Source organism: Pectinatus haikarae (assembly GCF_050916305.1).
GTDB lineage: Bacteria > Bacillota > Negativicutes > Selenomonadales > Selenomonadaceae > Pectinatus > Pectinatus haikarae.
Map to the genome: position 1 here is coordinate 103,313 of NZ_CP116940.1, position 23,123 is coordinate 126,435.

Here is a 23,123-nt window from a genome sequence, read left to right on the forward strand (position 1 = left end):
CAAACAATACCCTCTTTATCCATGGATGCAATTCTATTCAAAAGCTATCCACAGCCAAAGCTGTCAGTTTCATCACTGAAAAGCCTTTTATGAATATGCCATTCAACTTATACCAAACAGCAGGTCTTGTTTATTATTTGATGTGAATACTGCTATTATCTTAACCTAACCCAAGAAATATATCAATATATTTTTCTGGGATCAGCTTCTACGACTGAACCGTCAGCTTCCAGATAAACAGCCTTATCGATCATAGCATTGCAGATCATGCGCCTGCACAAAAGGCATGGTTTGCCCGATGCCAATGTTCCATCCTCATTACAGCCGACGATGTAAATCACTGCACCCTTCATTTTTACCGGATCGGCAGCTATTATCGCATTTTGTTCGGCATGTACAGCCACACACAATTCATATCTTTGTCCTTTGGGAACATGCTGCCTTTCCCTTTCACAGATTCCTGTATCAATGCAGTTATCCTCACCGCGCGGAGCACCGTTATAACCAGTACTGACAATAATTCTATCCTTTACAATGATAGCGCCATAGCGTCGGCGGAAGCATGTGGAACGCCGCCCTACCGCTCTGGCTATATCAAGAAAATATTCTGTCCAATCAGGACGGCTGTATTTATTCATATTTTTCTCCAAAACTATAAGACCAATATATGGCAGCCCGATTATAGCGTACCGAACAATCTGTCGCCGGCATCACCGAGTCCCGGCACTATATAACCGTTTTCATTAAGTTTTTCATCAATAGAGGCTGTATATATTTTTATATCGGGATGCATTTCATTTATAGCTCTTATACCTTCAGGTGCAGACACCAGGCACAGATAAATGATATGCTTTGCCCCTTTTTCCTTCAACAGAGAAAGAGCAGCCGCAGCCGATCCTCCCGTGGCGAGCATAGGGTCAATGACAATGAGCGTCCTCTCTGCCACGTCAGTCGGCAGTTTGCAGTAGTATTCGACAGGTTTGAGTGTCTTCGGATCTCTGTACATTCCCACATGTCCTATTTTTATAGTCGGAATAAGTTTGACGATACCGTCTACCATTCCCAGCCCGGCGCGTAAAATAGGGATGAGCCCCATCTTTTTGCCATTGAGAGTTTTAGAGCTGCATTTTGCCACCGGTGTATTTATGCTCACGTCTACAAGAGGCAGATCACGTGTTATCTCATATGCCATCAGCATCGATATTTCTTCCAGCAGCTCCCGAAAATCCTTAGTGCCTGTTTCTTCCATCCGCATCAATGTCAGCTTATGCTGCACCAGTGGATGATCAATAACGCTTATCTTTAAATCGTCAGTCATTTTTATTCTCCCTCAGATCAGTATAAAGGATATTTTTCACACAAGGTCTTCACTCGCTTAGCAGCCTGTGCCATTATACCTTCATCATTTGGATTATTGAGTACTGCAGCTATTATGCCGGCTGCTTCAGCCATATCCTTCTCATCAAAACCGCGTGTAGTGAGTGCCGGTGTGCCCAGCCTTATACCACTGGTCACAAAAGGACTCAACGGTTCAAACGGTATAGTGTTCTTGTTTACGGTTATACCTATATCATCAAGCAGTTTTTCAGCATCTTTTCCGGTGATGTTTTTATTTCTGAGATCCACCAGCATTAAATGATTGTCTGTGCCGCCGGAAACAATACGAAAGCCTTCCTGTGTCAGCGCTTCTGCCAAGGCACGTGCGTTCTTTATAATCTGACGCTGATATTCCTTGAATTCGTCACTCAGAGCTTCCTTGAAAGCAACAGCTTTGGCTGCTATGACATGCATCAGCGGACCACCCTGAATGCCAGGGAAAATAGCTTTATTGAACTGCTTGCCGAATTCGGCATCACGACAAAGGATAATCCCGCCGCGCGGACCGCGCAGAGTCTTATGTGTCGTCGAAGTAACTACATCGGCATATTCTATAGGATTTGGATGAAGACCTGCAGCCACAAGTCCGGCAATATGAGCCATATCAACCATCAGATAAGCGCCGACAGATTTAGCTATCGCTGAAAGGCGTTGAAAATCTATGATCCGCGCATAAGCGCTGGCTCCGGCAATTATCATTTTGGGATGATGCTTTCGTGCCAGCTCTTGCAATGAATCATAGTCAATGCGCTCGGTTTCTTTATCTACGCCATACGGCACGACATTAAAATATTTACCGGAAATATTCACAGGGCTTCCGTGTGTGAGGTGACCGCCGTCAGTCAGATTCATTCCCAGGACTGTGTCGCCGGGCTGCAATAAAGCAAAATAGACTGCCGTATTAGCCTGGGCGCCGGAATGCGGCTGTACATTTGCATATTCAGCACCGAACAATTTTTTTACGCGGTCGATCGCCAGCTGTTCAACAATGTCGACACATTCACAGCCGCCATAGTAGCGTTTTCCCGGATATCCTTCCGCATACTTATTGGTCAGAACACTTCCCTGTGCCTGCATTACCGCATTGCTTACTATATTTTCCGACGCAATGAATTCCAATTTATTACGCTGCCGGGCAAGTTCAGCATTTATAGCATTATTTACCTCCAGATCTACTTTCTCCAAACCATCCACAAGATTCATTTATATCCTCCTAAAAAACTCCCAAGTATTATATAAGCTGCTTATTTATCTGCAATAGCCATTATTTTATCCACACGCCGCTTATGGCGTCCACCCAAGAATTCTTCTGCCACCCAGACACGCACCATTTCAGCAGCGGGACCAAAACCAATATCACGGCCGCCCATTGCCAAAACATTAGCATCATTATGCTGACGGGACATACGTGCTGTAAATACATTATGACACAGTGCGGCCCGTATACCGTCAACCTTGTTGCAGGCAATGGAAATCCCTATACCTGTACCGCAGAGTGCTATTCCTCTTTCAGCTTCACCGGAGGTTATCTTAGCACATATTTTTTCAGCTATGTCTGGATAATCAACCGAGTCTGCTGTATACGTGCCAACATCTTCAACTGTTATATCGGTAAATTCAGCCAATACTTCTTTGATATAGTTCTTCAATTCCAGAGCGCCCTGATCACAGCCAATAACAATTTTCATAAAAATCAGCATCCCATGAGGATGCTTCTACACCACCTATCATTTTTAACATAATTCTAACATATTGCATCAGCCGCTGGCAAATATTTTACACTTTCCAGCAAAATTCAATCATTGAAATTTACTGATCGGAAAATATCATACACTTATAATTGTCTGTCCGCTTGCCTTTTTCAGACGATTCATGATAGCGAGTCCCACTCCTGTCTGTACCGTTCCTTCTGCCAAAATAACATCCACATTTTTATCGTCAAAATACAGCAGCGCATTATATAAATTAGCCGCTATTGCATATAAATTTTTTCTGCTGCCGTAATTATATACAGCATCACTGTCAAAAAGACCGGCAATTTCACTGCTCGCTATGATCCCGACTTTGAATCCAGCCCTTTTTCGTCTGCCTAATTCCCCGGTCAAGGCTCCCAGCATATTGGCAGCTTTTCCGGAAAATAATATCAACGGCGCTTTCGGTGCATAATGGCGATATTTCATACCGGGTGCTTTCGGCACTTCATTTTTTCCCGTTAAAGCAGGATCTACAGCTACTTTAGGAAATATTTCTTCCAGCATTTCTTTGGTAATTGCTCCCGGGCGTAAAATAATCGGTATATCTTCAGTACAATCCACTATCGTTGATTCGACACCGAAGCCTGATGGTCCGCCGTCAAGAATAAGCGGTATATGACCGTTCATGTCACGATAAACATCATTTGCGGTCGTGGGGCTCGGACGACCTGAAAGATTGGCACTCGGTGCCGCTATGGGAACTCCCGCCATACTTATCAGTTTTCTTGCCGTATCATTATCCGGCATCCTCACTCCCACTGTGGATAAACCGCCTGTAATAGCGTCCGGCACCGTGTTCTTTTTAGGCACAATTATAGTTACGGGTCCAGGGCAAAAAGCTGCCATGATCTCCATAGCCGTATGCGGCAGCCGATCCGTTACCATAGACAGCATTCTTATACTGTCTATGTGCAGTATAAGAGGATTATCCGAAGGACGTCCCTTAGCTTTATATATTTTTGCTGAAGCCTGTGCATCAAGACCATTCGCTCCAAGCCCGTAAACTGTTTCAGTCGGAAAAGCCACTACTTCTCCGAGCTTGATGAGTTCTGCCGCTTTTTTTATACCTGATTCCCCGGCATCCTCTACCTTTATTATTTCCGTTTCCATAATATAACCACCCGCTCTATTCCTGCCAGATCTCTTAATACTTCAACTTTTCCCCAGGTATTTTTCTGCGCTAATGCTTTTACATCCGAAGCCTGATTTATTCCTATTTCACAGGCAAAAAAACCATTTTCCGTCAACAATTCTTTACTGTCAGCCAAAAGCCGTCGGTAAAAATTTAATCCGTCAGCATCGTCTGTCAGCGCCCTTCTCGGCTCATATGCACGCACCTCAGGAGCTAATGCAGGCATATCGGCAAGAGGAATATACGGCGGATTGGATATGATAGCTGCCAGCCGGCCTTTGTTTTCCTCTTTTTGCAGCGGTTCAAGCAGATCTCCCTGCAAAAATTCAAGGCTGTCAGCTACTTTAAGAAGTACGGCATTCTTTTGTGCCATTGCCAAAGCCTCCGCTGATATATCAACAGCAACTCCTCTAAGATTTTTTCTCAGTTTGACCAGTGATACAGCAATGGCACCGCTGCCCGTACCTATATCGGCAAACACAGCCTCACTGTCTCCAGGGAGACGCTCGATCGCAGCTTCAACTAAAAGTTCTGTTTCCGGTCTTGGCACCAAAACATGCTCACTGACCTTAAAAGGCATCCCCATGAATTCCTTCTGTCCTGTCAGATAAGCAACAGGTATGCGCGCAGCCCTTTTTTTTACCAGCCCGCGGAATTGCACCAGTTCATTTTCCTGCAAGGGCTCATCAAAATGTACATATAAATATATTCTTTCCTTACCTAAAAGATGGGAAAGAAGAACTTCGGCATCAAGTCTCGGCGAATCGATGGCTTTTGCAGCAAAATATTCCTGTGTCCATTTCAAAAGCGCGCCTATAGTCCATACTTTTGTATCACCCGCGTGCAATTTATTCTTTGTCATATATCATTACCTGACCTGCTGCAGCCTTTCCGATTGATCGGCCGTAATAAGTGCATTTATCAGCTCATCAAGTTCACCGTTCAGCACCGAATCAAGCTTATGCAGTGTCAACCCTATGCGATGGTCCGTAACACGCCCCTGCGGAAAATTATAAGTCCTTATTCTCTGGCTTCTGTCACCCGAACCCACCTGACTTTTTCTGTCGGCAGCTATACTGTCACGCTGATTTTTTTGCGCCGCATCATTGAGTCTCGCTCTCAATACACGCATAGCTTTTTCCTTATTTTTCAGCTGGGATTTCTCATCCTGACATTGTACTACTATTCCTGTCGGCATATGCGTTATACGGATCGCCGAATCAGTCTTATTTACATACTGTCCACCGGCACCGCTTGCTCTGTATGTATCTATACGCAGATCAGCCTGCTTTATATCTATTTCTACATCTTCTACTTCCGGCAGTACCGCTACAGTCACTGCGGAAGTATGTATTCTTCCGCCAGACTCTGTTTCGGGAACCCGCTGCACACGATGCGTTCCGCTTTCATATTTGAACCGGCTGTATGCTCCCCGGCCTTCAATGCAAAAAGAAATTTCTTTAAAACCGCCAAGTTCAGTGGAATTGGCATCAAGAATCTCACTTTTCCAGCCTTTCATTTCTGCATAGCGTGAATACATGCGGAACAGATCACCGGCAAACAGGGCAGCTTCATCTCCGCCGACACCGCCGCGTATTTCGATGATAACATTTTTATCATCATTGGGATCTTTGGGCAAAAGTAAAATGGGAAGCTCTTCCTCAAAAGCTTCCTTTACTTTTTGCAATGCGGTTATTTCCGTTTCCAGCATTTTTTTAAATTCACTGTCAACTTCTTCAGCCTGCATTATTTTATTTTCACTTAACTCACTGCATGTTTTTTTGTATTCCCGATACTTTGTTACTATTTCATTAAGAGATGCATGTTCTTGACTATATCGCTGCCAGCGCGGAATATCCGCTAAAATATCAGGATCGCTTATGAGCGATTCCAATTCCAGATATTTACTTTCAATTGCCTCTAACTTTTCTAACACGAACGCTTATCCTTCCCCATATATCAATTATTATCGAGTGCCTGCGCAAACGACGGCTTTGCATCATATTCTTTTATGGTATTTTCCTGAGTTTGTACGATCACTGCTTCTACGGCCTTGACTGCAACTTCTATCATCGATTCATCAGGTTCTTTTGTAGTGAGCCGCTGAAGCCACAGGCCCGGCAAAACGGCAATATGCACAAGAGGATTGTTTGAGCGCCCGGAAAACCTAATAATTTCGTATGATATTCCTGCAACAACCGGCAGTAATATAACACGCGACAAGATCCTATACAGAAGATCCGGCCAGCCCAAAAAGGCAAATGTCACTATGCTGACCAGCATGACGATCAATAAAAAGGATGTACCGCAGCGCGGATGAAACCGCGAAAATTTTTTTATATTTTCCGGTGTAAGAGGAACTCCCGCTTCATATGCGAAAATAGTCTTATGCTCAGCTCCGTGATATTGAAAAACACGGTAAATATCCTTCACTCTGGATATCCCGTATATATATATAAGGAATATAGCCAGTCGCAATACGCCCTCTCCCAAGTTCATATAAAAGGGATCATCTGTCGGAAAATATTTTGCTGCAGCGGTAGGAATAACCACAAACAGCAAAATTGCGGCTGCTATGGACACAAATATTGTAATAGCCATATCTTTATCCGAAAGTTTATCATCCTCTTCCTCACCTGCCATTTTGGCCGAATAGGAAAGCGAACGCATACCAATCATCAACGATTCACCGAGAGAGAGCACACCGCGCAAGAAAGGTTTTTTCAAAATAGGGTACTTGCTGCCGAGTGAATTTACAGGTCCTTTTTTCACACAGATTTCACCCGACGGTTCGCGGACAGCTGTAGCTACATATTCAGCACCACGCATCATCACGCCTTCAATGACAGCCTGACCGCCTATATTCATTTTCGTACAGCTTTTTTCTTTCACGCCTAAACTCCTTTATTCCATAGATATTTATTGTTCACACTAAGCTTTCTTCCACCCCAAAATCAAAGAATATTATGCATGGGGCCTGACCTTTGCCAACGTATTTATTCGATCAATTTCTCATCTGATTATCAGCCGAAAAAATAATTCTATATATAAATGAAGCAGAGCATTACTGCTCTGCCGCCCATAACAAATATTATTTTGTCCCGTAACGTTTGTTAAATTTTTCAATTCTACCACCGGCAGCAGATTCACGCTGACGTCCCGTATAAAACGGATGACATTTCGAGCATATATCTACGCGCAGATTTTCTTTAACAGACCCGGTTTTAAAAGTATTGCCGCAGCCGCAAACAACTGTCGCTTCTTTATAATCAGGATGTATTCCCTGTTTCATATAACACACCTCATTTCTACTAAGCTATCGGTTTATAATTATAGCACACTGCTTTGTCTCTTGCAAGCAGCCGCCGGATTATTCACCGTTCATTTTACCGTCTTAAGACCGCCTATACCCATAAGATTTTTTGCCCGTTTTTAAAACAAAATCATCGATAATGAAAAAGAAATCTGCTCTTTTACTCTTAAGCTTCTGATTCTTTTTGCTCACGTAATTTTCTCATTTTCTTTTTATGATCTTTTTTCCATCTGTTGCTGTAACGTTCTTCCTCACTGAAAATACAACCGCAATAGGGCTGTCTGTATAGCTCTAATTTTTTGCATATCTCTACTCCTTCATCCCAGCCTGTACGAAAATCCTCATAAAAAAACGGAATATTTTCAGCTCGGGCAATTTTTTCGGCTGCATCCTTCATAACATTATGCAGTTGATAAGGACTGACGAACAATGTAGAAGTAAATGCATCAAAACCATTCTCTCTGGCATATACTGCCGTCTTCCGTAACCTCCACGCATAGCACATGCGGCAGCGGGGTTTTTCTGCCAGCGTTTCTTCACGCTTTTCCGCCGACAGAGCTCTGCGTAAAAATGTTCTGAGATCATAATTTTTATCAGCTACAACTGCTAATCCTGCTTTGTCTCCAAATTCCATCGCGGTGTCAATTCTTTGTTTAAACTCCTTATAAGGATGAATATTGGGATTAAAAAAATAACCTGTCAATTCATGCCCGCCAGCACGCAGGTTTTGCACAGGGTAGCAAGAGCATGGACCGCAGCACATATGCAAAAGTATTTTCATCCGACTTACCTTCTATTATTTTCTTCAAATAATTTTTCCTGTTTTACGGCACTGCCTGTCACAGAGATATTCATATGCTTATATCCCAGAGCCGTTACTATGCGGCCGCGCGGTGTGCGATTGATAAAGCCCAATTGGAGTAAATACGGCTCATATACATCCTCTATAGTGTCGCGCTCCTCACTTATAGCTGCTGCCAAAGTTTCTACCCCCACCGGCCCGCCGTCGAACTTCTCGATCATTGTCATGAGCATACGTCTGTCAATATTATCAAGACCGGCTTTATCAACTTCCAGCATTGCCAGAGAACTATCAGCAATCGCATCAGTTATAACACCGTTGCCTTTTATCTGAGCAAAATCACGCACTCGTTTCAAAAGTCTGTTTGCAACACGCGGCGTACCGCGCGATCTTTGTGCAATCTCGGCAGCACCCCTGTCTTCAATTTCAATGTTTAAAATTTCTGCTGATCTTTTAATAATATAAATCAGCGCTTCCGGTTTATAGTACTCAAGACGCGAAATAACACCAAATCGGTCTCTTAAAGGTGATGCCAATGCCCCGACACGTGTGGTCGCCCCGATAAGGGTAAAAGGGGCTATATCCAAACGAATAGAACGAGCCGATGGTCCTTTTCCTATTATTATGTCCAATGCGTAATCTTCCATAGCAGAATACAGCACTTCTTCCACACTGTGCGACAGTCTGTGTATTTCATCAATAAAAAGAACATCTTTTTCCGTCAGATTAGTCAAAAGAGCCGCTAAATCACCGGCTCTTTCAATGGCCGGCCCCGATGTAACTCTAAAATTCACGCCCAGTTCATTTGCAATTATTGACGCAAGCGTAGTCTTGCCCAATCCCGGAGGACCGTAAAGAAGCACGTGATCAAGAGCCTCTCCCCTTGATACTGCTGCCTTTATGAAAATCGCCAAATTCTCTTTTGCCTTATCCTGTCCAATATATTCATTCAGATGTTTAGGACGAAGGCTGTACTGCCACATATCCGTATCATTTTCTGCCCCGGCAATAATGCGGTCTTCACTGTTTTCCATACCATTCTCCCGTTACTCAAACGATCTTTAATTCCTTTTGAAAATAGACTTCCCCAGAAATTCTCTGCCAAAGGTCCTCAGAGAATAATAAAATCCCGCTAAAAAAGGCAGATACTCAGCAAAAAGCCGCCACCCCACAGCTACAACTCCGACTGTCCCCCCCGGTGCGATAGTATTGAACAACAGGATAAAGCCGCCTTCAGCAATTCCCGATCCGCCTGGTGTCGGTGAAAAATATAAAAATAAATTCAAAAAAATCATACGTCCCATTACCAATATCCAATTCACATCAGTGCCCAAGCCCAGCAAAAGAAAAGGAACGACAGAGTACAACGCAATCAGACTCAGACCGGATATTACAAAAACCTTAAGCATACCAAAGGGTGCTGATGTCAAAAGCAATATCGCCTTTTTATTATCACGATAAAAAGTTATGAGTCTGCGTCCTTTTTTACGGGAAATGCGTCTGGCAATAAATATTGCCACTCGATCAAAATAACCGCTTACCATAGCCCATACAAGTATTGCAATAATTGAAATAGCCAATATAGAAAATACAAGTAAGAATGTATTGGATACCCATGGCAGCACTCCATCGTCACTCAATAGGATAAAAGGCATGCATATAAATAAAAAAGCTATGGAAACGATCGTTCGAACAATCACTATTACAGCTGCCTTCCCCATGGGAATATCAGCATATCGTAAAAACATCAGCTGCGCTACTGCTCCTCCCGAAAATCCCGGTGTCAAAAGCGCAAGGAAATAATTTCCAAAAACCACTCTGGCGGCCTGTATCGGCGTTATTTTTTCTCCTGATATTTTAATAAGCTCAATTAATCTGAATCCATCCAAAAAAAGTCCGACTGCTACGCTCAAAAAAGCTGCTGCAATTGACCAGGGTTTAAAATCAAGTAAATTTCTTAAGGTGTTTATATCTACAGTAAAATATATTACACCATAAGAGATAAGCCCCACCAGCAGCAGCAATAATATAAGGCGTTTATAAAACATTTGAATCTCCTTAGTTACTGTGACAGATACCGGTTCCGCAAACTCGCAAGAAATGGCCTTTTGCTTATTTAACAAAAGGCCATTTCTTGCGAGTCTGCAAACCATTACCTATGCATATTGCGTGAAGACATAACTTGAGGCTTTATTCTTTTTACCGGTATACTGGCTAAAAGAGCCACTGAATTATCATCATCAGATAAGCTTATTTCCATATCATGCTGATTTATATCCATATAGGTTGAAATCACTTTTATTATATCGTCTTTTATATGATTGACCACTTCAGGTGAAATATTTGCCCTGTCGTGTATAAGTACGACACGCAGGCGATCCCTTGCTATTTTCCCCGACGGTTTATCATCATCGCGTCCAAACAGTTTCATAACAGCCCTCAACATAAGTTATACCTCCTCATACATGCAATATCTGTTTTAATTTATCAAACAGTGTTTTTTTCCGGAGATCAAGAAAAGGGATCTGTTCTCCGCATATTCGCCCCACGATATTATTGTATGCTTGCCCGGCTAAAGACTTTTTGTTAGAAATTACCGGTTCTCCTCTGTTAGTTGAGGTCACGACCATTTCGTCGTCCGGAACCTGCCCTATACAGTCTATTGCCAAAATGTCATTTATATCATCCATGTCAAGCATATCGCCCGAATCGACCATATGGCTTCTTATCCTGTTCACAACAAGTTTTATGCGGTCTTTATCTGCCCGGTTCAGTTCGCCGATAATTTTATCTGCGTCACGTACTGCGGCAACTTCAGGCATAGTGACCACAATAGCATAATCCGCTGCCGCTATTGCCGTCTTAAATCCCTGCTCAATTCCCGCCGGGCAATCTATCAGTATATAATCAAATTCGCCGCGCATTTCGTTGCATATATCAATGAGCTGCTGTCCGGTTACAGCAGTTTTATCCCGAATCTGCGAAGTAGGCAGCAAAAAAAGCGTTTCATGTTTTTTATGCCGGACCAATGCCTTTTTGTAACTGATGCGACCTGTCGCCACATCGACAAGATCATACATTATACGATTTTCCAAACCGAGCAGCAGGTCAAGATTTCTCAGCCCTGTATCAGTATCAATAAGCGCGACTTTATTGCCTCTTTTAGCCAGTCCAACTCCAAGATTGGCGGTCGTTGTTGTCTTGCCGACACCGCCTTTTCCGGACGTCACAACTATTACTTCACTCATATATGCCCTTCTTCCTACCGGTTAATCGCCTCTAATACTATCTTTCCCTTACTGACATAAGCTTTTTCAGGATAGGGTGCATCTGCTTTGGACATCCTTTTATCCGGCGCTCTTGCTACCAAGTCAGCAACCCTGATTTGCATGGGTATAAGATACTCCGCCGTCACCGTTGCATTTACATCGCCGAAAGCACCGGCATGCACGATACCCCGGCACGCACCCCTGACCTCAATATTCCCTCCTGCAATTATAGACGCTCCCGGATTGACATTGCCATTGATAATTATCGAACCGTCAGAAATAACTTCCTGCCCGTTTCTTATCGTTTGATTTATTACGGTTGTCTTTAATTTTCTGTCCTTGTCTTCTGACTCATGCGCCTGAGTTCTATCAACGCTTTCTAAAGACACCTTTAATGGTTCAGCTTTCTCCTCATAACCGTCCTGCAGAATCAGACCATATGAAGAAAAGATACCGCGCACACTTTGTTTTTGTGCCTTGTTGAGCCAGCCAGCCTCCAACTGGATGACAGTCCCTTCTTGAAAAAAATTAAAGGAAGAGTCCAGTTTCTGCCTTATTAAATTTTCGATTGTAGGAAAGTCGACAGTATTTGTCAATATCAATTTTAAGCCTGATCGGCTTCCCTTAAATACAACTTCTTCACTCATCGTATATATACATCCTGCTGTCCGCTATTTTCTAACCGTTAAATTCCGTCTGCCTATATTTTTAAAACTGCAATTTAAAACACCTTTTTACTTATGTTCGCTCTGGTATATATATATTCCTGCCTATACCTTTATCAGTGATCCACTTTTACTCCCGATTTTATATCATTGTTGCTGACAGTCGCCGGTTCCTTCTGCGGATCAATAAGCGGTGGCTCAGGAACCAGATTAAAAGCAGCTTCCAATATGGCCTTGCCTATCGGCACAGCTGACTGTGCCCCATAGCCGCCATTTTCCACTATAACGGCAACTGCCACATTTGGATCTTCATATGGTCCATACGCCACAAACCAGCCATGATCGGCACCATGAGGATTTTCTGCCGTCCCCGTTTTACCCGCAATATTTACAGGAAAAGAACCGCCAAAAAAAGATGCAGCTGTACCCACTCTGGTGACCTCCAGCAGGCTTCTTTGTATAAGCTTTATAAATTCTGGATTCACCCCGTCAAGCTTGCTCAAAACAACCGGATCAAAATGTTTGTAAACTGAACCGTCCGGGTTTGTTATATCCTCCACCAAATGTGGTTTATAACGTGTTCCGCCGTTTGCTATTTCACTCATTATCATTGCTGCCTGAATCGGTGTGACAAGGTTGAAGCCCTGTCCAATGGCCGCATCGAGTGTCTCGGACAGATACCAGTCTTCCTCATAATTTTTTTTCTTGTACTCTCTGCTGGCTATTAAACCGCTTGCCTCATAAGGCAGATCTATACCCGTTTTTTCTCCCAAGCCATAAAGCTTCGCATATTTGCCGAGCGTATCTATTCCTACACGGTTGCCCATTTCGTAAAAATAAACATTATCCGAATGAGCCAGTGCCTCGCCAAAATTAATCAGCCCCAATGCTTCTCCATCTGCATTATGTTTGGGAACAAGCCAATATACACCCGGGTCAAAAATTTTCTCTTCGGGCGTGACCTTGTGCTCATTCAAAGCCGCTGTGCCGGTGACTATTTTAAAAACAGACCCAGGCGGATATTCCCCGGTTATAGCCTTATTATCCATAGGATGATAAGGATTATTGTTTATTTCATTCCAATCCTTTTCAGAAATTCCTCTCGCAAATTTATTAGGATCGAAAGAAGGACGGCTGGATATGGCCAGTATTGCCCCTGTTTTGGGATTCATGACGACCGCAGCAGCAGCATTTGCATGTATCTCCTTCAGTCTGTCATCAATAGCTTTTTCTACAGCAAGCTGCAATCCCATGTCAATTGTCAGATGCAGATCCTTACCCGGGATAGGCTCCTTTTTGCCTAAAATCTGCACAGGTTTTCCCGTAACATCAACTTCAACTTGTTCACCGCCTGCCGTTCCGCGTAAATACTCATCGTAAATTTTTTCCAAGCCGAATTTGCCTATTGAGTCTCCCAGTTTATAGTTATCATCTTTATGCGTTTTCAGCTCATCCTCATTTATTTCGCCGACATAGCCAAAAGTATGTGCACCTATAGTCTTGTATATATAATCCCGCACTGGCTGTGCTTCAACAACTACTCCCGGATATTTTTCTTTTTGTTCTTCAATAATAGTCCAAATTTCCGGTCCGACATCTGTTTTCAACCGTATAGGATCAAAACCCCTATGCTTTTTTATTTTATCTTCTATCTCCGCTTTATCCATATGCAGCAAAGCCGCCAGATTATCTATCAGCTGCGGTTTTATTTCTTCTTCAAGCGGCAGAATAGCCACTGTGAAACCAGGCTGATTCATTACCATAGGATTGCCGTTTTCATCATACATGGTACCGCGCGGCGCCATGGTAGGTATGATTCGTATTCGATTTCCTTCGGCCTGTTTTTTATAAAAATCGCCTTCGTATATCTGCAAATAACCAAGTCTGATAATCAATGCCAATATAATCAGAACTGAAGCAATGGACAAAGCTTTCAATCTATTGAATATATCTTTCGATTCCAAGCTGTTTTCTCCCCGCATTTAATAATTAAGACACCCTTAAAAGGTGCCTTAATTACTCATCAAAACTCTTATTTTTCAGCCAGCACACTATTCTGTGCATCAAATAAGAAAAGCATAAATTATATACCAATGGTATTACTAACAAGTTGTATGCATTCTGCATAATATTTACTGTATAACCAAGCATCAATATAACAATAAGAGATATCAGATAATTCGCAGCTGTTGCCACAATAGATGAAATGACAGGCAAAATAATTTTTTTCTCATAGACCCGGCCTATCATAAAGCCAAAACCAAACCCAATCATCATCTTGCTCAGTGTATTGAAGCCAAGAAATGTTCCCGATGCAACATCCTGCAGAAGTCCGCTGCAAAATCCAATAAAAGCGCCTCGTCTGAAGCCATGCGTCAGTGAGTACGATACCGTCAGCAGCAGCAGCAGATCTGCGTTGATATTATGAAAGGATACCAGATTCAACAGGGAAGTTTGCAAAATATATGCTGCAAGAAAAACAGCAATCCAGGCAATTTTTTTTTTCATTTGGCCGTTCCTTCTTCGTTGCTGCTTCCGTCAGCCGCCCGCTGCATTTGTTGAATAAGTGCATCCGGAGGCAATTCGCGGGAATTTACCACAACTGCCACATCCTCCAGCTTCTGAAAATCTACTGCCGTCTTCACAACTGCATATTTTAACAGACCACCGGATTCATTTTGCACATCATCAACTGTGCCTATGAAAATTCCCTTGGGATATATTCCGCCCAGACCTGATGTTATTATCTGATCGCCCTGTTGTATATCAGATGATCTTGGAATATTATCCATATGAACATCAGACTGTTTATTTATATCGCCCTTCACTATACCTGCTATCCTGGAATCACTGCGCTGGATCAACGCACCGACCGAAACACGAGGATCAGTTATAAGTTCCACAATAGAATATCCGCTGTAGGCCTCGACCACTGAACCCACCAATCCTTCAGGAGTCACAACCGGCATATCTTTTTTTATGCCGTCACTGCTGCCGCGATCAATTACAACATTATTGACCCATGTAGCCGGATCACGTGCTATAACAGTAGCCGTAACCAAATCAAAATTCTTTGCCTTTCCCTTGTAGTCCAAAAAAGCTCTCAGGCGTTGATTTTCGGCGACTAATTCGTTATTCTGCAAGCTTTGTTCTCGCAGCTTCGTTACCTCATCCTTCAGCTGCCTATTTTCGTCATAAACAAATATCAATTGACTTACAGTAGTGATCACATTACCGCTTTTATTGCTTATAGCCGATGAAAGGCTTTGAAACGGGGCAAGTAAAGTTGTCACAACACTATTCGTCAATGGCACGGAAACTCTGTCCTTAGCTGAAAAAAATATAATGCAGAATATACTCAGCAGAACCAATATCAATATCCATACTCTTTTGCCCATAGGATCATTTGTCTGCATATTCATTTATATCCGCTTCTCATCTCAGCTTTTTTGTTGTCATCATAACACGCTTGAGCAAATCAATATTTTCCAGTGATTTTCCCGTACCTTCACCGACGCAGGAAAGCGGATCTTCGGCTATCAGCACAGGCATCCCTGTTTCCTTGCCCAACAGTTTATCAAGGTTTGACAACAGTGCCCCTCCACCGGTCATCATTATGCCATGGTCCATTACATCTGCAGCTAATTCAGGAGGAGTACGTTCCAATGTACTTTTTACTGCTTCAACTATTTTATGAACAGGTTCACGCAATGCCTCTTCTATTTCGTGTTCACTGATATCGAGCACTTTGGGCAGTCCGCTGACAAGGTCGCGTCCGCGTATTTCCATATGCTTGCTTTGCTGCGCCGTTATAGCTGTTCCTATATTTATTTTTATTTCTTCTGCTGTACGTTCTCCGATCATCAGATTATACATACGTTTTATATAATGAACAATAGACAGATCCATTTCGTCACCGCCTATGCGGATGGAACAGCTTGTAACTATTCCGCCCAGTGATATCACAGCTATTTCTGTTGTACCCCCGCCAATATCAACTACCATATTCCCCGTAGCTTCTTCGACAGGAAGTCCGGCACCGATAGCCGCTGCCATCGGTTCTTCTATCAAATATGCCTCATTTGCTCCGGCCTGCCGTACAGCGTCAATTACAGCGCGCTTCTCCACCTCTGTGACTCCTGAAGGCACTCCTACAACTACACGCGGTTTCATAAAAGAACTGCGGTTCATAGCTTTACCTATAAAATATTTGAGCATTGACTGCGTCACATTGAAATCTGCAATAACACCATCTTTCATAGGTCTTATTGCAACAATATTTCCCGGTGTGCGCCCTATCATCCTTTTTGCTTCTTCACCGACTGCCAATACATTATTTGATTCTCTGTCTATTGCAACAACTGATGGCTCACGCAGGACTATTCCTTTTCCTTTCACGTGCACCAGTGTATTTGCCGTCCCTAAATCTATGCCCATATCATGAGAAAATCCACCAAAAATGTTCCACATTATGAATAAGTGCTCCCTTCAAATCCTGTAAAATATCAATCAATTTTTATTGTCGTTCTTTATAATACAATTATCTCCTGTACGGACGACATTATGTATCCGCTGGAGTTTTATCATCTCATCAAGCCTTGCTCTTTAAAGCTTATGTACCCGTTCCCCCCGACAATTATATGATCTGCAATTTCTATTCCCATTATCTGTCCTGCTTTTATCAAGCGACGGGTAGTGGCGATATCGTCACCGCTCGGAGCAGGGTCACCGCTGGGATGATTGTGCGCCAAAATAATCGCTGCTGCTGAATTGTTCAATGCCTCAGCCATTACCTCGCGCGGATGGACTATTGACGCATTTAAGATTCCCACAGATATTATTCTGAAAGACAATACCTGATTCTTTACATTTAAAAGTACGATGGCGAATTTTTCTTTTGTTTCATATTTCAGGCGCGGCATAATATAATCCGCTGCATCGGGCGGACCGTTTATGACAATCTTTTTTTTAGAAGGCTCCTGAGCAATTCGTCGTCCAAGTTCTACCGCAGCCAAGACAGTTGCTACCTTAGCCGGTCCGATACCATGTATCCTGCTCAGCTGCACTGCCGATAAATTCACTATTGAAGCTAATCCCCGTTCTTTATACAGAGATAACAAATTTTCAGCTACACGCAAAACAGATGCCTCTTTTGTCCCGGAGCGTAACAAAATGGCCAATAACTCGGCATTGCCGAGTGACTGGACACCATATGCTATAAGCTTCTCGCGCGGGCGTTCCTGTTCGGGCAGATCACGGACCATCGTATTTTTTATCATGGTGAAATCCTCTAACCACTAAGCCAATTCAAAACTCCAGCCCCCGATAATATACTTCAAACAACAGATACTGTAACAAAAATACTATACCAAATAAATTAGTGTAAGACAATGCATATTTTATAAATCGATTGAAAAATTTTATAAATTACTTCGTCAGTTATTGCACCACACTCTCAAAGTTAATTTTTTCTTGGAAATACTCATTTTAAAATTATCTTTCTGGACGTTTAATTCCTATTTTAGATATCTTTATTTTTTATAGAACGTCAATCAAAAAGCATAATATAATACAGATCTGTACTTCGTTCGAAACTGTTTACCCGGCGTATAGTCAAAACACCTTAAAAGCCTTGTTATACTTGACTTGACAGCATTGCTAATGTATAATTTCAAATAAGATCAACGATTGTCTTATATCAATATATGACACAATCTCATAATTTGGAAATGACGCGAAAGCATCGTCATATTTCCGGACTGGAGCGATGATGCGAATGGAATTAAAGAGCAATTCTGTTTCTAAGGAAACAGCCGAAACCGCACCGGAAAACAGCAGTTCAATAGATAGTACAAAAGACAGTACAAAGATATCCTCTCGTAATATTGCAAGAAAATGTGCTGCAGCAAAGCTTCCATCCGTACAAACAGACGAATCGCCCGCCAAAGAATTGGAAGCGGCTCTCAGTGCATTAAGCGATGAAGAACTTCTATCAGAAATAAGAGAAAAACATGATAATTTTGCTTTGGAATATTTAATAAAAAAATACCGGAACTTTGTCCGGGTCCGTTCGCGCTCTTATTTTCTGATTGGCGCAGATCGCGAAGATATATTGCAAGAAGGAATGATTGGCCTTTATAAGGCTATACGCGATTTTCGCGATGAAAAATTATCATCTTTTCGTGCTTTTGCGGAATTATGTGTCACAAGACAGATAATAACTGCCATAAAAACTGCCACTCGCCAAAAACACATTCCCCTAAATTCATATATTTCCCTGAACAAACCTATATATGATGAAGATTCTGATCGTACTTTGCTTGACATTCTGTCAGGCACCGCTGTAAGCGATCCGGAGGAATTGATGATAAATCGTGAAGAATTTCTTGCCATAGAAGGAAAAATGGAACAAATTCTCAGTGACCTGGAATGGAAAGTTCTTATGTCATATCTTGACGGTAAATCGTATCAGGAAATAGCGGTTGATCTAAATCGTCATGTAAAATCCATTGATAATGCCCTGCAACGGGTCAAGAGAAAATTGGAAAAATATATGAGCAGCCGTGCTAAAGCAGAAGAACGTCCTTTATATAAACAGGCCAATAGTGCCAATAAGCATTTTGATGATCTTTATTTTACTCTGAATTCCAAAAATGAGTAGGGGGGATTCTCATGTCGCAAAAAACTATTGCCGTGATCTGCGGCGGTGGTCCTGCACCGGGTATCAACAGTGTCATCCGGTCTGTCACATCTGAGGCCGCACGCAATGGCTGGAAAGTTCTTGGCATCTACGAAGGCTTTTCACATCTTGCCAGAGGAGAAAAGAAATATGTCGAGCTTGTTTATGACAACACAAGCCGTATCCATCTTACCGGCGGTTGTCTGCTGCAGATGTCCAGATTTAATCCCACAAAGAATGACGCTGATCTGCAGCGTGTCGTAGAAACGCTTGCCGAGCTTAATGTCACGCACATGCTTACCATAGGCGGTGACGATACTGCATTTAGTGCATCCGCAGTGGCCGCTTATTCTCAAAAAACAGGTAATCCCATTAATGTTGTCCATGTACCTAAGACTATTGACAACGATTTGCCGCTGCCTGAAAATGTGCCTACGTTCGGTTTCGAAACAGCCCGCGCGTTTGGCACGACAGAAATAGAAAATCTGCTGGAGGATGCCCGGACTACCAATAATCGCTGGTATCTGGCTATCGCCATGGGCCGTACTGCCGGCCATCTGGCTTTGGGTATTGGTCGTTCCGCCGGTGCTGCAATTACCATAATCCCAGAAGAATTTCCCCAATATAAAATAACGCTTCAACACCTTATAGATATACTGGTCGGTGCTATGATAAAACGCTATATGATAGGCAGAAATTATGGTGTAGCTGTTATTGCCGAAGGTGTTTTAGAAAAAATTGCTCCAGAGGATTTTGCTAAACTCGGCAAGGTCTCTCTGGATGAACACGGACATATTCGTTATGCCGAGCTTGACTTCGGGGAAATATTAAAAGAAGCCATCAGTAATGAAATGAAACAGCTAAGTATCAAACTGACTATTGTCGACAAAGAAATCGGTTATGAATTGCGCTGTGCGGCGCCTATTGCTTATGATATAGATTATACTACTATGCTTGGCTATTCCGCTGTCCAATTTCTATTAAAGGGCGGTACAGGCGCTATGATTTCTGTGCAGGGAAGCCGAGCTATTCCTATGTATTTTGAAGAATTAAAGAATCCAACCACGGGAAAAACATTTGTCCGCAAGGTAAATATTGACTCCGTAAGCTATAAAATTGCCCGCAGTTTTATGCAGCGGCTGGAAAAAAAAGATCTCGACAACCCTCAAATAGCAAAAATATATGCCATGACACCTGAAAAATTCAAAAAACGATATATCTATTTATTTGAATGACCGATTCATCGTTTTATGGACAATAAAAAGAGCCTGTGCACAAACAAGCACAGGCTCTTCTTATTGTCCATAAGGTGTTTTGCAATCTGTTTGAAAAACTTCTCTATAATCCATACGATCGATAACTCTCAACAATTTGTAAAATACAATTATATTTATGGCTGATCCAACCTCATAAACGGCTATTGCCATATAAGTTACAAGCTCCTGCCCACCGGCATTGATCAGTACTATAAAACAGCCCCCCAGCATCAGCAATATTGATTTTCCTATCTCCAGCCTCATAGCTCTCACCAAAAAAAAATACCCCTTTGGATTTGGCGCCCATATGATGCGGTTAATCAACAAAGCTAAAATCATATATACGCCTGCCGTCAAAATTATTACCGCATCAGCGCGTAATATCATGCTTAAAAGTGAACAGAATATCGCACCCGGCCAATTAAACGGAAATATCATACCTGCCAGTAAAAGCCAGCTCACTGAAAGGACCCCCGTTGCCTGACTGGCATATAAAAAATAAAACAGCACCGCCCAGCTGACTGCCAGCAGCTCCGCCGCCAGCAGAATTCCCGCCAAAATTCTCATCCGGCTTATAAACTTTAATTTCCCAGACATGTCACCATGATTGAACATTATAGATTCTCTTAATCCCTTCTAAAATTAGATACTCGTCCTAAACCTTAAAGCTCTTGATCATATCCTGCAATTCATCCGCAAGTTTTTTCAATGAATCTGCCGAAGCTGCCGTTTCCTCAATAGATGCAGCCTGTTCTTCACTGGCAGCAGAAACTGTCTGCGTCTCACCGGAGGTAGAGGAACTGGTGCGACTTATATCTTCTACGTTCCCCTGGATAACGGATGCACCTTTTGCAATTTTCTCCACAGCTGCGGTTATTTCCTCAAGTCTCGCGCTCATTTCATTAACATTATCGGTTATCTTATGGAAAAAGTCTGCCGATTCCCTTACCTGTCCTGCTCCTGCGCTTACTTCCTTCGTGCCTGTCTGCATTGAAGCTACAGCTATGTCCGTATCTTTCTGAATAGCCCCTATCAGTTCGGCGATTTCAGCAGAAGCTCCCTGCGATTGTTCAGCCAGCTTGCGCACCTCCTCCGCTACAACAGCAAATCCCTTACCGTTCTCGCCTGCCCGTGCAGCCTCAATTGCAGCATTCAGCGCCAAGAGATTTGTCTGTCCGGCGATCTCAGCTATACTGCCAACAATTTTACCTATTTTTCTCGACTGTTCGCCCAGTGTGAAAATAGTCTTTGCCGAATCATTTGTGGCACTTTCAATGCTTTCCATCTGTTTTATAGCCAAATCAGCGATTGATTGTCCCTTTTGAGCATTTTCAACAACACTTGTCGAATAGTTCGCTGTCTCTTCAATATTAGTCCTCAAGGCGTCTATATTATTAACTATTGAGCATACTTCACTATTTGCCCTTTCAATGTTCTCGAGCTGTTTTGAAGCATCGGCTGCCACGCTTGCTATAGATTGCGCTATCTGTGAAGATGCCTGTGCAGATTGTCCCATTGTATCGGTCAAGCCGCTGACATACGCTGATAGCTGATCAGATCCGTCGTGTATTTTTTTCAGCACGGTGCCCCATGATTCCTTTATTTTCAGCATCACCTTTGCCACATCACCTATCTCATCATCCCTATGCTCGTCAGAAATGACAAAATTACTCCGCAGGTCACCAGCAGCCAATGTTTCCGCAAAACTCGCAACAATATTCAAGCTCATAGTAATTTTTCTTACTGTAAAAAGAATTATCCCCATTAATATTAAAGCAATAGCAATACCGCTGGCAACTAAAATATAACCCATGCGGCGTTCGTTGGCATACATTTCCTTTTCAGATACAGAAGTACAAAGAAGCCAGCCTGTCCCTGGAATTTTCTTTGCGGAGTAAATATAGTTTTCATTTTCACTATTTACAACCAAGTTGTCAAAACCGTCCTTGTTTTGAGCGACAGCATCAGCGATATTTTTTAACTTTCCACCATCTACCTGCCCTATATTATCACCAGCTTTATAGCTGGGATGCGCTATAAAATCCCCCTTGCCGTCAAGCAAAAAAGCGTGTCCGGACTCGCCAATATAGATATTGTTGACGATCTTTTGAATATTATCCAAATTCATATCCAGTTCTACGACCTGTCCGTCAGCGCTCCGCGTTGACAATGTCACGCACATTTTTCCTGTTGCCGTATCCACATATGCTTCTGTATAGCTGATTTTTCCCGGTTCATTGTCCAGTGCAGCCTTATACCACCCGCGTGTTCGCGGATCAAAATCTGCCGGCAATACTCTGCCCGCAGCATCAATATACGATCCATCTTGACGCGCCGCAAACAAACCCATTTTCAAATTGTCATGATCAGCATCAAGGACAGGCTTCAGCATTGATCGTATCTGGTCAGCATCTTTTCCTGCCATATTTACTGCCAATGTACGCAGGATTGCTTCCTGTTCCGTGAAGACCATGCCTATAGATGCCGTATCCGCATCCATCTTATAACTGATACTCCGCTGCAATTCAAGTTCCGCTTCTTTTGTCGAATAATGATAAGCAACCAGGCTGAGTCCTCCTATCAAAATAATGAGCGGTACCAATAGAGTAATCATCATTTTTGTGCGTATATTCACAAAATCAAACCTTTCTCAAAACGGAGTCATTACAAAAATAACTTCCATCTAAATTTATTATATTAATAATCAGTACAAAAATTTCATAATAGAGTTATTATAAAACAATTTTTCTCAATTTCAAACTATTTTACACATTTTTTATGCATTCTTTCCAAGAATTTATCTAAGAAAAAATAAAAACCTACAACGTTCTTCACAAAAATACATAAATTCGTTATAATTATTATATCTATAAGAT

General features: G+C 42.4%; 24 protein-coding genes. 2 read left to right on the forward strand and 22 right to left on the reverse strand.

What is annotated here, in order from left to right:
• Positions 1-182: 182 nt before the first annotated feature.
• The 20 genes from NXG61_RS00520 to radC all read right to left on the reverse strand — a co-directional run bounded on the left by NXG61_RS00520 (position 183) and on the right by radC (position 17,591).
• A complete protein-coding gene (locus tag NXG61_RS00520) occupies positions 183-638 on the reverse strand; it encodes a deoxycytidylate deaminase (RefSeq protein WP_196605735.1) in 456 nt (151 codons plus the stop codon).
• A 41-nt stretch (positions 639-679) separates the two neighbouring features.
• The gene (gene upp / locus NXG61_RS00525) at positions 680-1,318 is read right to left on the reverse strand and encodes a uracil phosphoribosyltransferase (RefSeq protein WP_196605736.1); all 639 of its coding nucleotides are present in this window, start codon (positions 1,316-1,318) and stop codon (positions 680-682) included.
• Positions 1,319-1,335: 17 nt separating this feature from the next.
• On the reverse strand, positions 1,336-2,580 hold the full coding sequence (gene glyA, locus NXG61_RS00530) for a serine hydroxymethyltransferase (RefSeq protein ID WP_307222905.1): 1,245 nt from the start codon (positions 2,578-2,580) through the stop codon (positions 1,336-1,338).
• A gap of 41 nt (positions 2,581-2,621) precedes the next feature.
• A complete protein-coding gene (rpiB, locus tag NXG61_RS00535; protein WP_196605738.1) occupies positions 2,622-3,065 on the reverse strand; it encodes a ribose 5-phosphate isomerase B in 444 nt (147 codons plus the stop codon).
• A 138-nt stretch (positions 3,066-3,203) separates the two neighbouring features.
• A complete protein-coding gene (locus tag NXG61_RS00540) occupies positions 3,204-4,241 on the reverse strand; it encodes an L-threonylcarbamoyladenylate synthase (protein WP_196605739.1) in 1,038 nt (345 codons plus the stop codon).
• Positions 4,226-5,125 (reverse strand): peptide chain release factor N(5)-glutamine methyltransferase, encoded by a 900-nt coding sequence (gene prmC, locus NXG61_RS00545; RefSeq protein WP_196605740.1) that lies wholly within the window; start codon positions 5,123-5,125, stop codon positions 4,226-4,228. Before prmC ends, NXG61_RS00540 begins: the two co-directional genes overlap by 16 nt.
• 6 nt (positions 5,126-5,131) lie before the next feature.
• Positions 5,132-6,199 (reverse strand): peptide chain release factor 1, encoded by a 1,068-nt coding sequence (gene prfA, locus NXG61_RS00550; protein WP_307222908.1) that lies wholly within the window; start codon positions 6,197-6,199, stop codon positions 5,132-5,134.
• Between the two features lie 23 nt (positions 6,200-6,222).
• A complete protein-coding gene (locus tag NXG61_RS00555; protein ID WP_307223012.1) occupies positions 6,223-7,131 on the reverse strand; it encodes a DUF1385 domain-containing protein in 909 nt (302 codons plus the stop codon).
• A gap of 223 nt (positions 7,132-7,354) precedes the next feature.
• Positions 7,355-7,555: a 50S ribosomal protein L31 gene (rpmE, locus tag NXG61_RS00560; RefSeq protein WP_196605742.1), complete on the reverse strand. Its 201-nt coding sequence runs from the start codon at positions 7,553-7,555 to the stop codon at positions 7,355-7,357.
• A gap of 187 nt (positions 7,556-7,742) precedes the next feature.
• On the reverse strand, positions 7,743-8,357 hold the full coding sequence (locus NXG61_RS00565) for an epoxyqueuosine reductase QueH (RefSeq protein WP_196605743.1): 615 nt from the start codon (positions 8,355-8,357) through the stop codon (positions 7,743-7,745).
• Positions 8,358-8,362: 5 nt separating this feature from the next.
• Positions 8,363-9,412 (reverse strand): Holliday junction branch migration DNA helicase RuvB, encoded by a 1,050-nt coding sequence (gene ruvB / locus NXG61_RS00570; protein ID WP_196605744.1) that lies wholly within the window; start codon positions 9,410-9,412, stop codon positions 8,363-8,365.
• Between the two features lie 27 nt (positions 9,413-9,439).
• A complete protein-coding gene (locus NXG61_RS00575; protein WP_196605971.1) occupies positions 9,440-10,432 on the reverse strand; it encodes a lysylphosphatidylglycerol synthase transmembrane domain-containing protein in 993 nt (330 codons plus the stop codon).
• 98 nt (positions 10,433-10,530) lie between these two features.
• Positions 10,531-10,824, reverse strand: a complete 294-nt coding sequence (gene minE / locus NXG61_RS00580) for a cell division topological specificity factor MinE (protein WP_196605745.1) — start codon at positions 10,822-10,824, stop codon at positions 10,531-10,533.
• 13 nt (positions 10,825-10,837) lie between these two features.
• Positions 10,838-11,626 carry a septum site-determining protein MinD gene (minD, locus tag NXG61_RS00585; RefSeq protein ID WP_307222911.1) on the reverse strand — a complete coding sequence of 263 codons (789 nt, stop codon included), beginning with the start codon at positions 11,624-11,626 and terminating at the stop codon, positions 10,838-10,840.
• A gap of 14 nt (positions 11,627-11,640) precedes the next feature.
• Positions 11,641-12,294: a septum site-determining protein MinC gene (gene minC, locus NXG61_RS00590; protein WP_196605747.1), complete on the reverse strand. Its 654-nt coding sequence runs from the start codon at positions 12,292-12,294 to the stop codon at positions 11,641-11,643.
• A 134-nt stretch (positions 12,295-12,428) separates the two neighbouring features.
• Entirely contained in the window at positions 12,429-14,276 is a 1,848-nt protein-coding gene (mrdA, locus tag NXG61_RS00595) for a penicillin-binding protein 2 (RefSeq protein WP_231038678.1), read from the reverse strand.
• Between the two features lie 52 nt (positions 14,277-14,328).
• On the reverse strand, positions 14,329-14,820 hold the full coding sequence (gene mreD, locus NXG61_RS00600; protein ID WP_196605749.1) for a rod shape-determining protein MreD: 492 nt from the start codon (positions 14,818-14,820) through the stop codon (positions 14,329-14,331).
• Positions 14,817-15,734 (reverse strand): rod shape-determining protein MreC, encoded by a 918-nt coding sequence (gene mreC / locus NXG61_RS00605; RefSeq protein ID WP_196605750.1) that lies wholly within the window; start codon positions 15,732-15,734, stop codon positions 14,817-14,819. The genes mreD and mreC overlap by 4 nt, the downstream gene beginning before the upstream one ends.
• Positions 15,735-15,747: 13 nt before the next feature.
• Complete coding sequence (locus NXG61_RS00610) at positions 15,748-16,782, reverse strand: rod shape-determining protein (protein WP_196605751.1); 1,035 nt, start codon at positions 16,780-16,782, stop codon at positions 15,748-15,750.
• A 113-nt stretch (positions 16,783-16,895) separates the two neighbouring features.
• A complete protein-coding gene (gene radC, locus NXG61_RS00615) occupies positions 16,896-17,591 on the reverse strand; it encodes a RadC family protein (RefSeq protein WP_307222915.1) in 696 nt (231 codons plus the stop codon).
• 497 nt (positions 17,592-18,088) lie between these two features.
• On the opposite strand from radC, the gene sigH reads away from it, so the two are divergent.
• Together sigH and pfp are read left to right on the forward strand one after the other, a co-directional pair.
• Positions 18,089-18,973: an RNA polymerase sporulation sigma factor SigH gene (sigH, locus tag NXG61_RS00620; protein ID WP_231038680.1), complete on the forward strand. Its 885-nt coding sequence runs from the start codon at positions 18,089-18,091 to the stop codon at positions 18,971-18,973.
• 5 nt (positions 18,974-18,978) lie between these two features.
• Positions 18,979-20,226: a diphosphate--fructose-6-phosphate 1-phosphotransferase gene (pfp, locus tag NXG61_RS00625; RefSeq protein WP_370871626.1), complete on the forward strand. Its 1,248-nt coding sequence runs from the start codon at positions 18,979-18,981 to the stop codon at positions 20,224-20,226.
• Between the two features lie 60 nt (positions 20,227-20,286).
• Here the strand turns inward: pfp and NXG61_RS00630 are convergent, their stop codons facing one another.
• A complete protein-coding gene (locus NXG61_RS00630; RefSeq protein WP_196605753.1) occupies positions 20,287-20,862 on the reverse strand; it encodes a hypothetical protein in 576 nt (191 codons plus the stop codon).
• A 40-nt stretch (positions 20,863-20,902) separates the two neighbouring features.
• Positions 20,903-22,882: a methyl-accepting chemotaxis protein gene (locus NXG61_RS00635; protein WP_432748958.1), complete on the reverse strand. Its 1,980-nt coding sequence runs from the start codon at positions 22,880-22,882 to the stop codon at positions 20,903-20,905.
• Positions 22,883-23,123 lie beyond the last annotated feature (241 nt).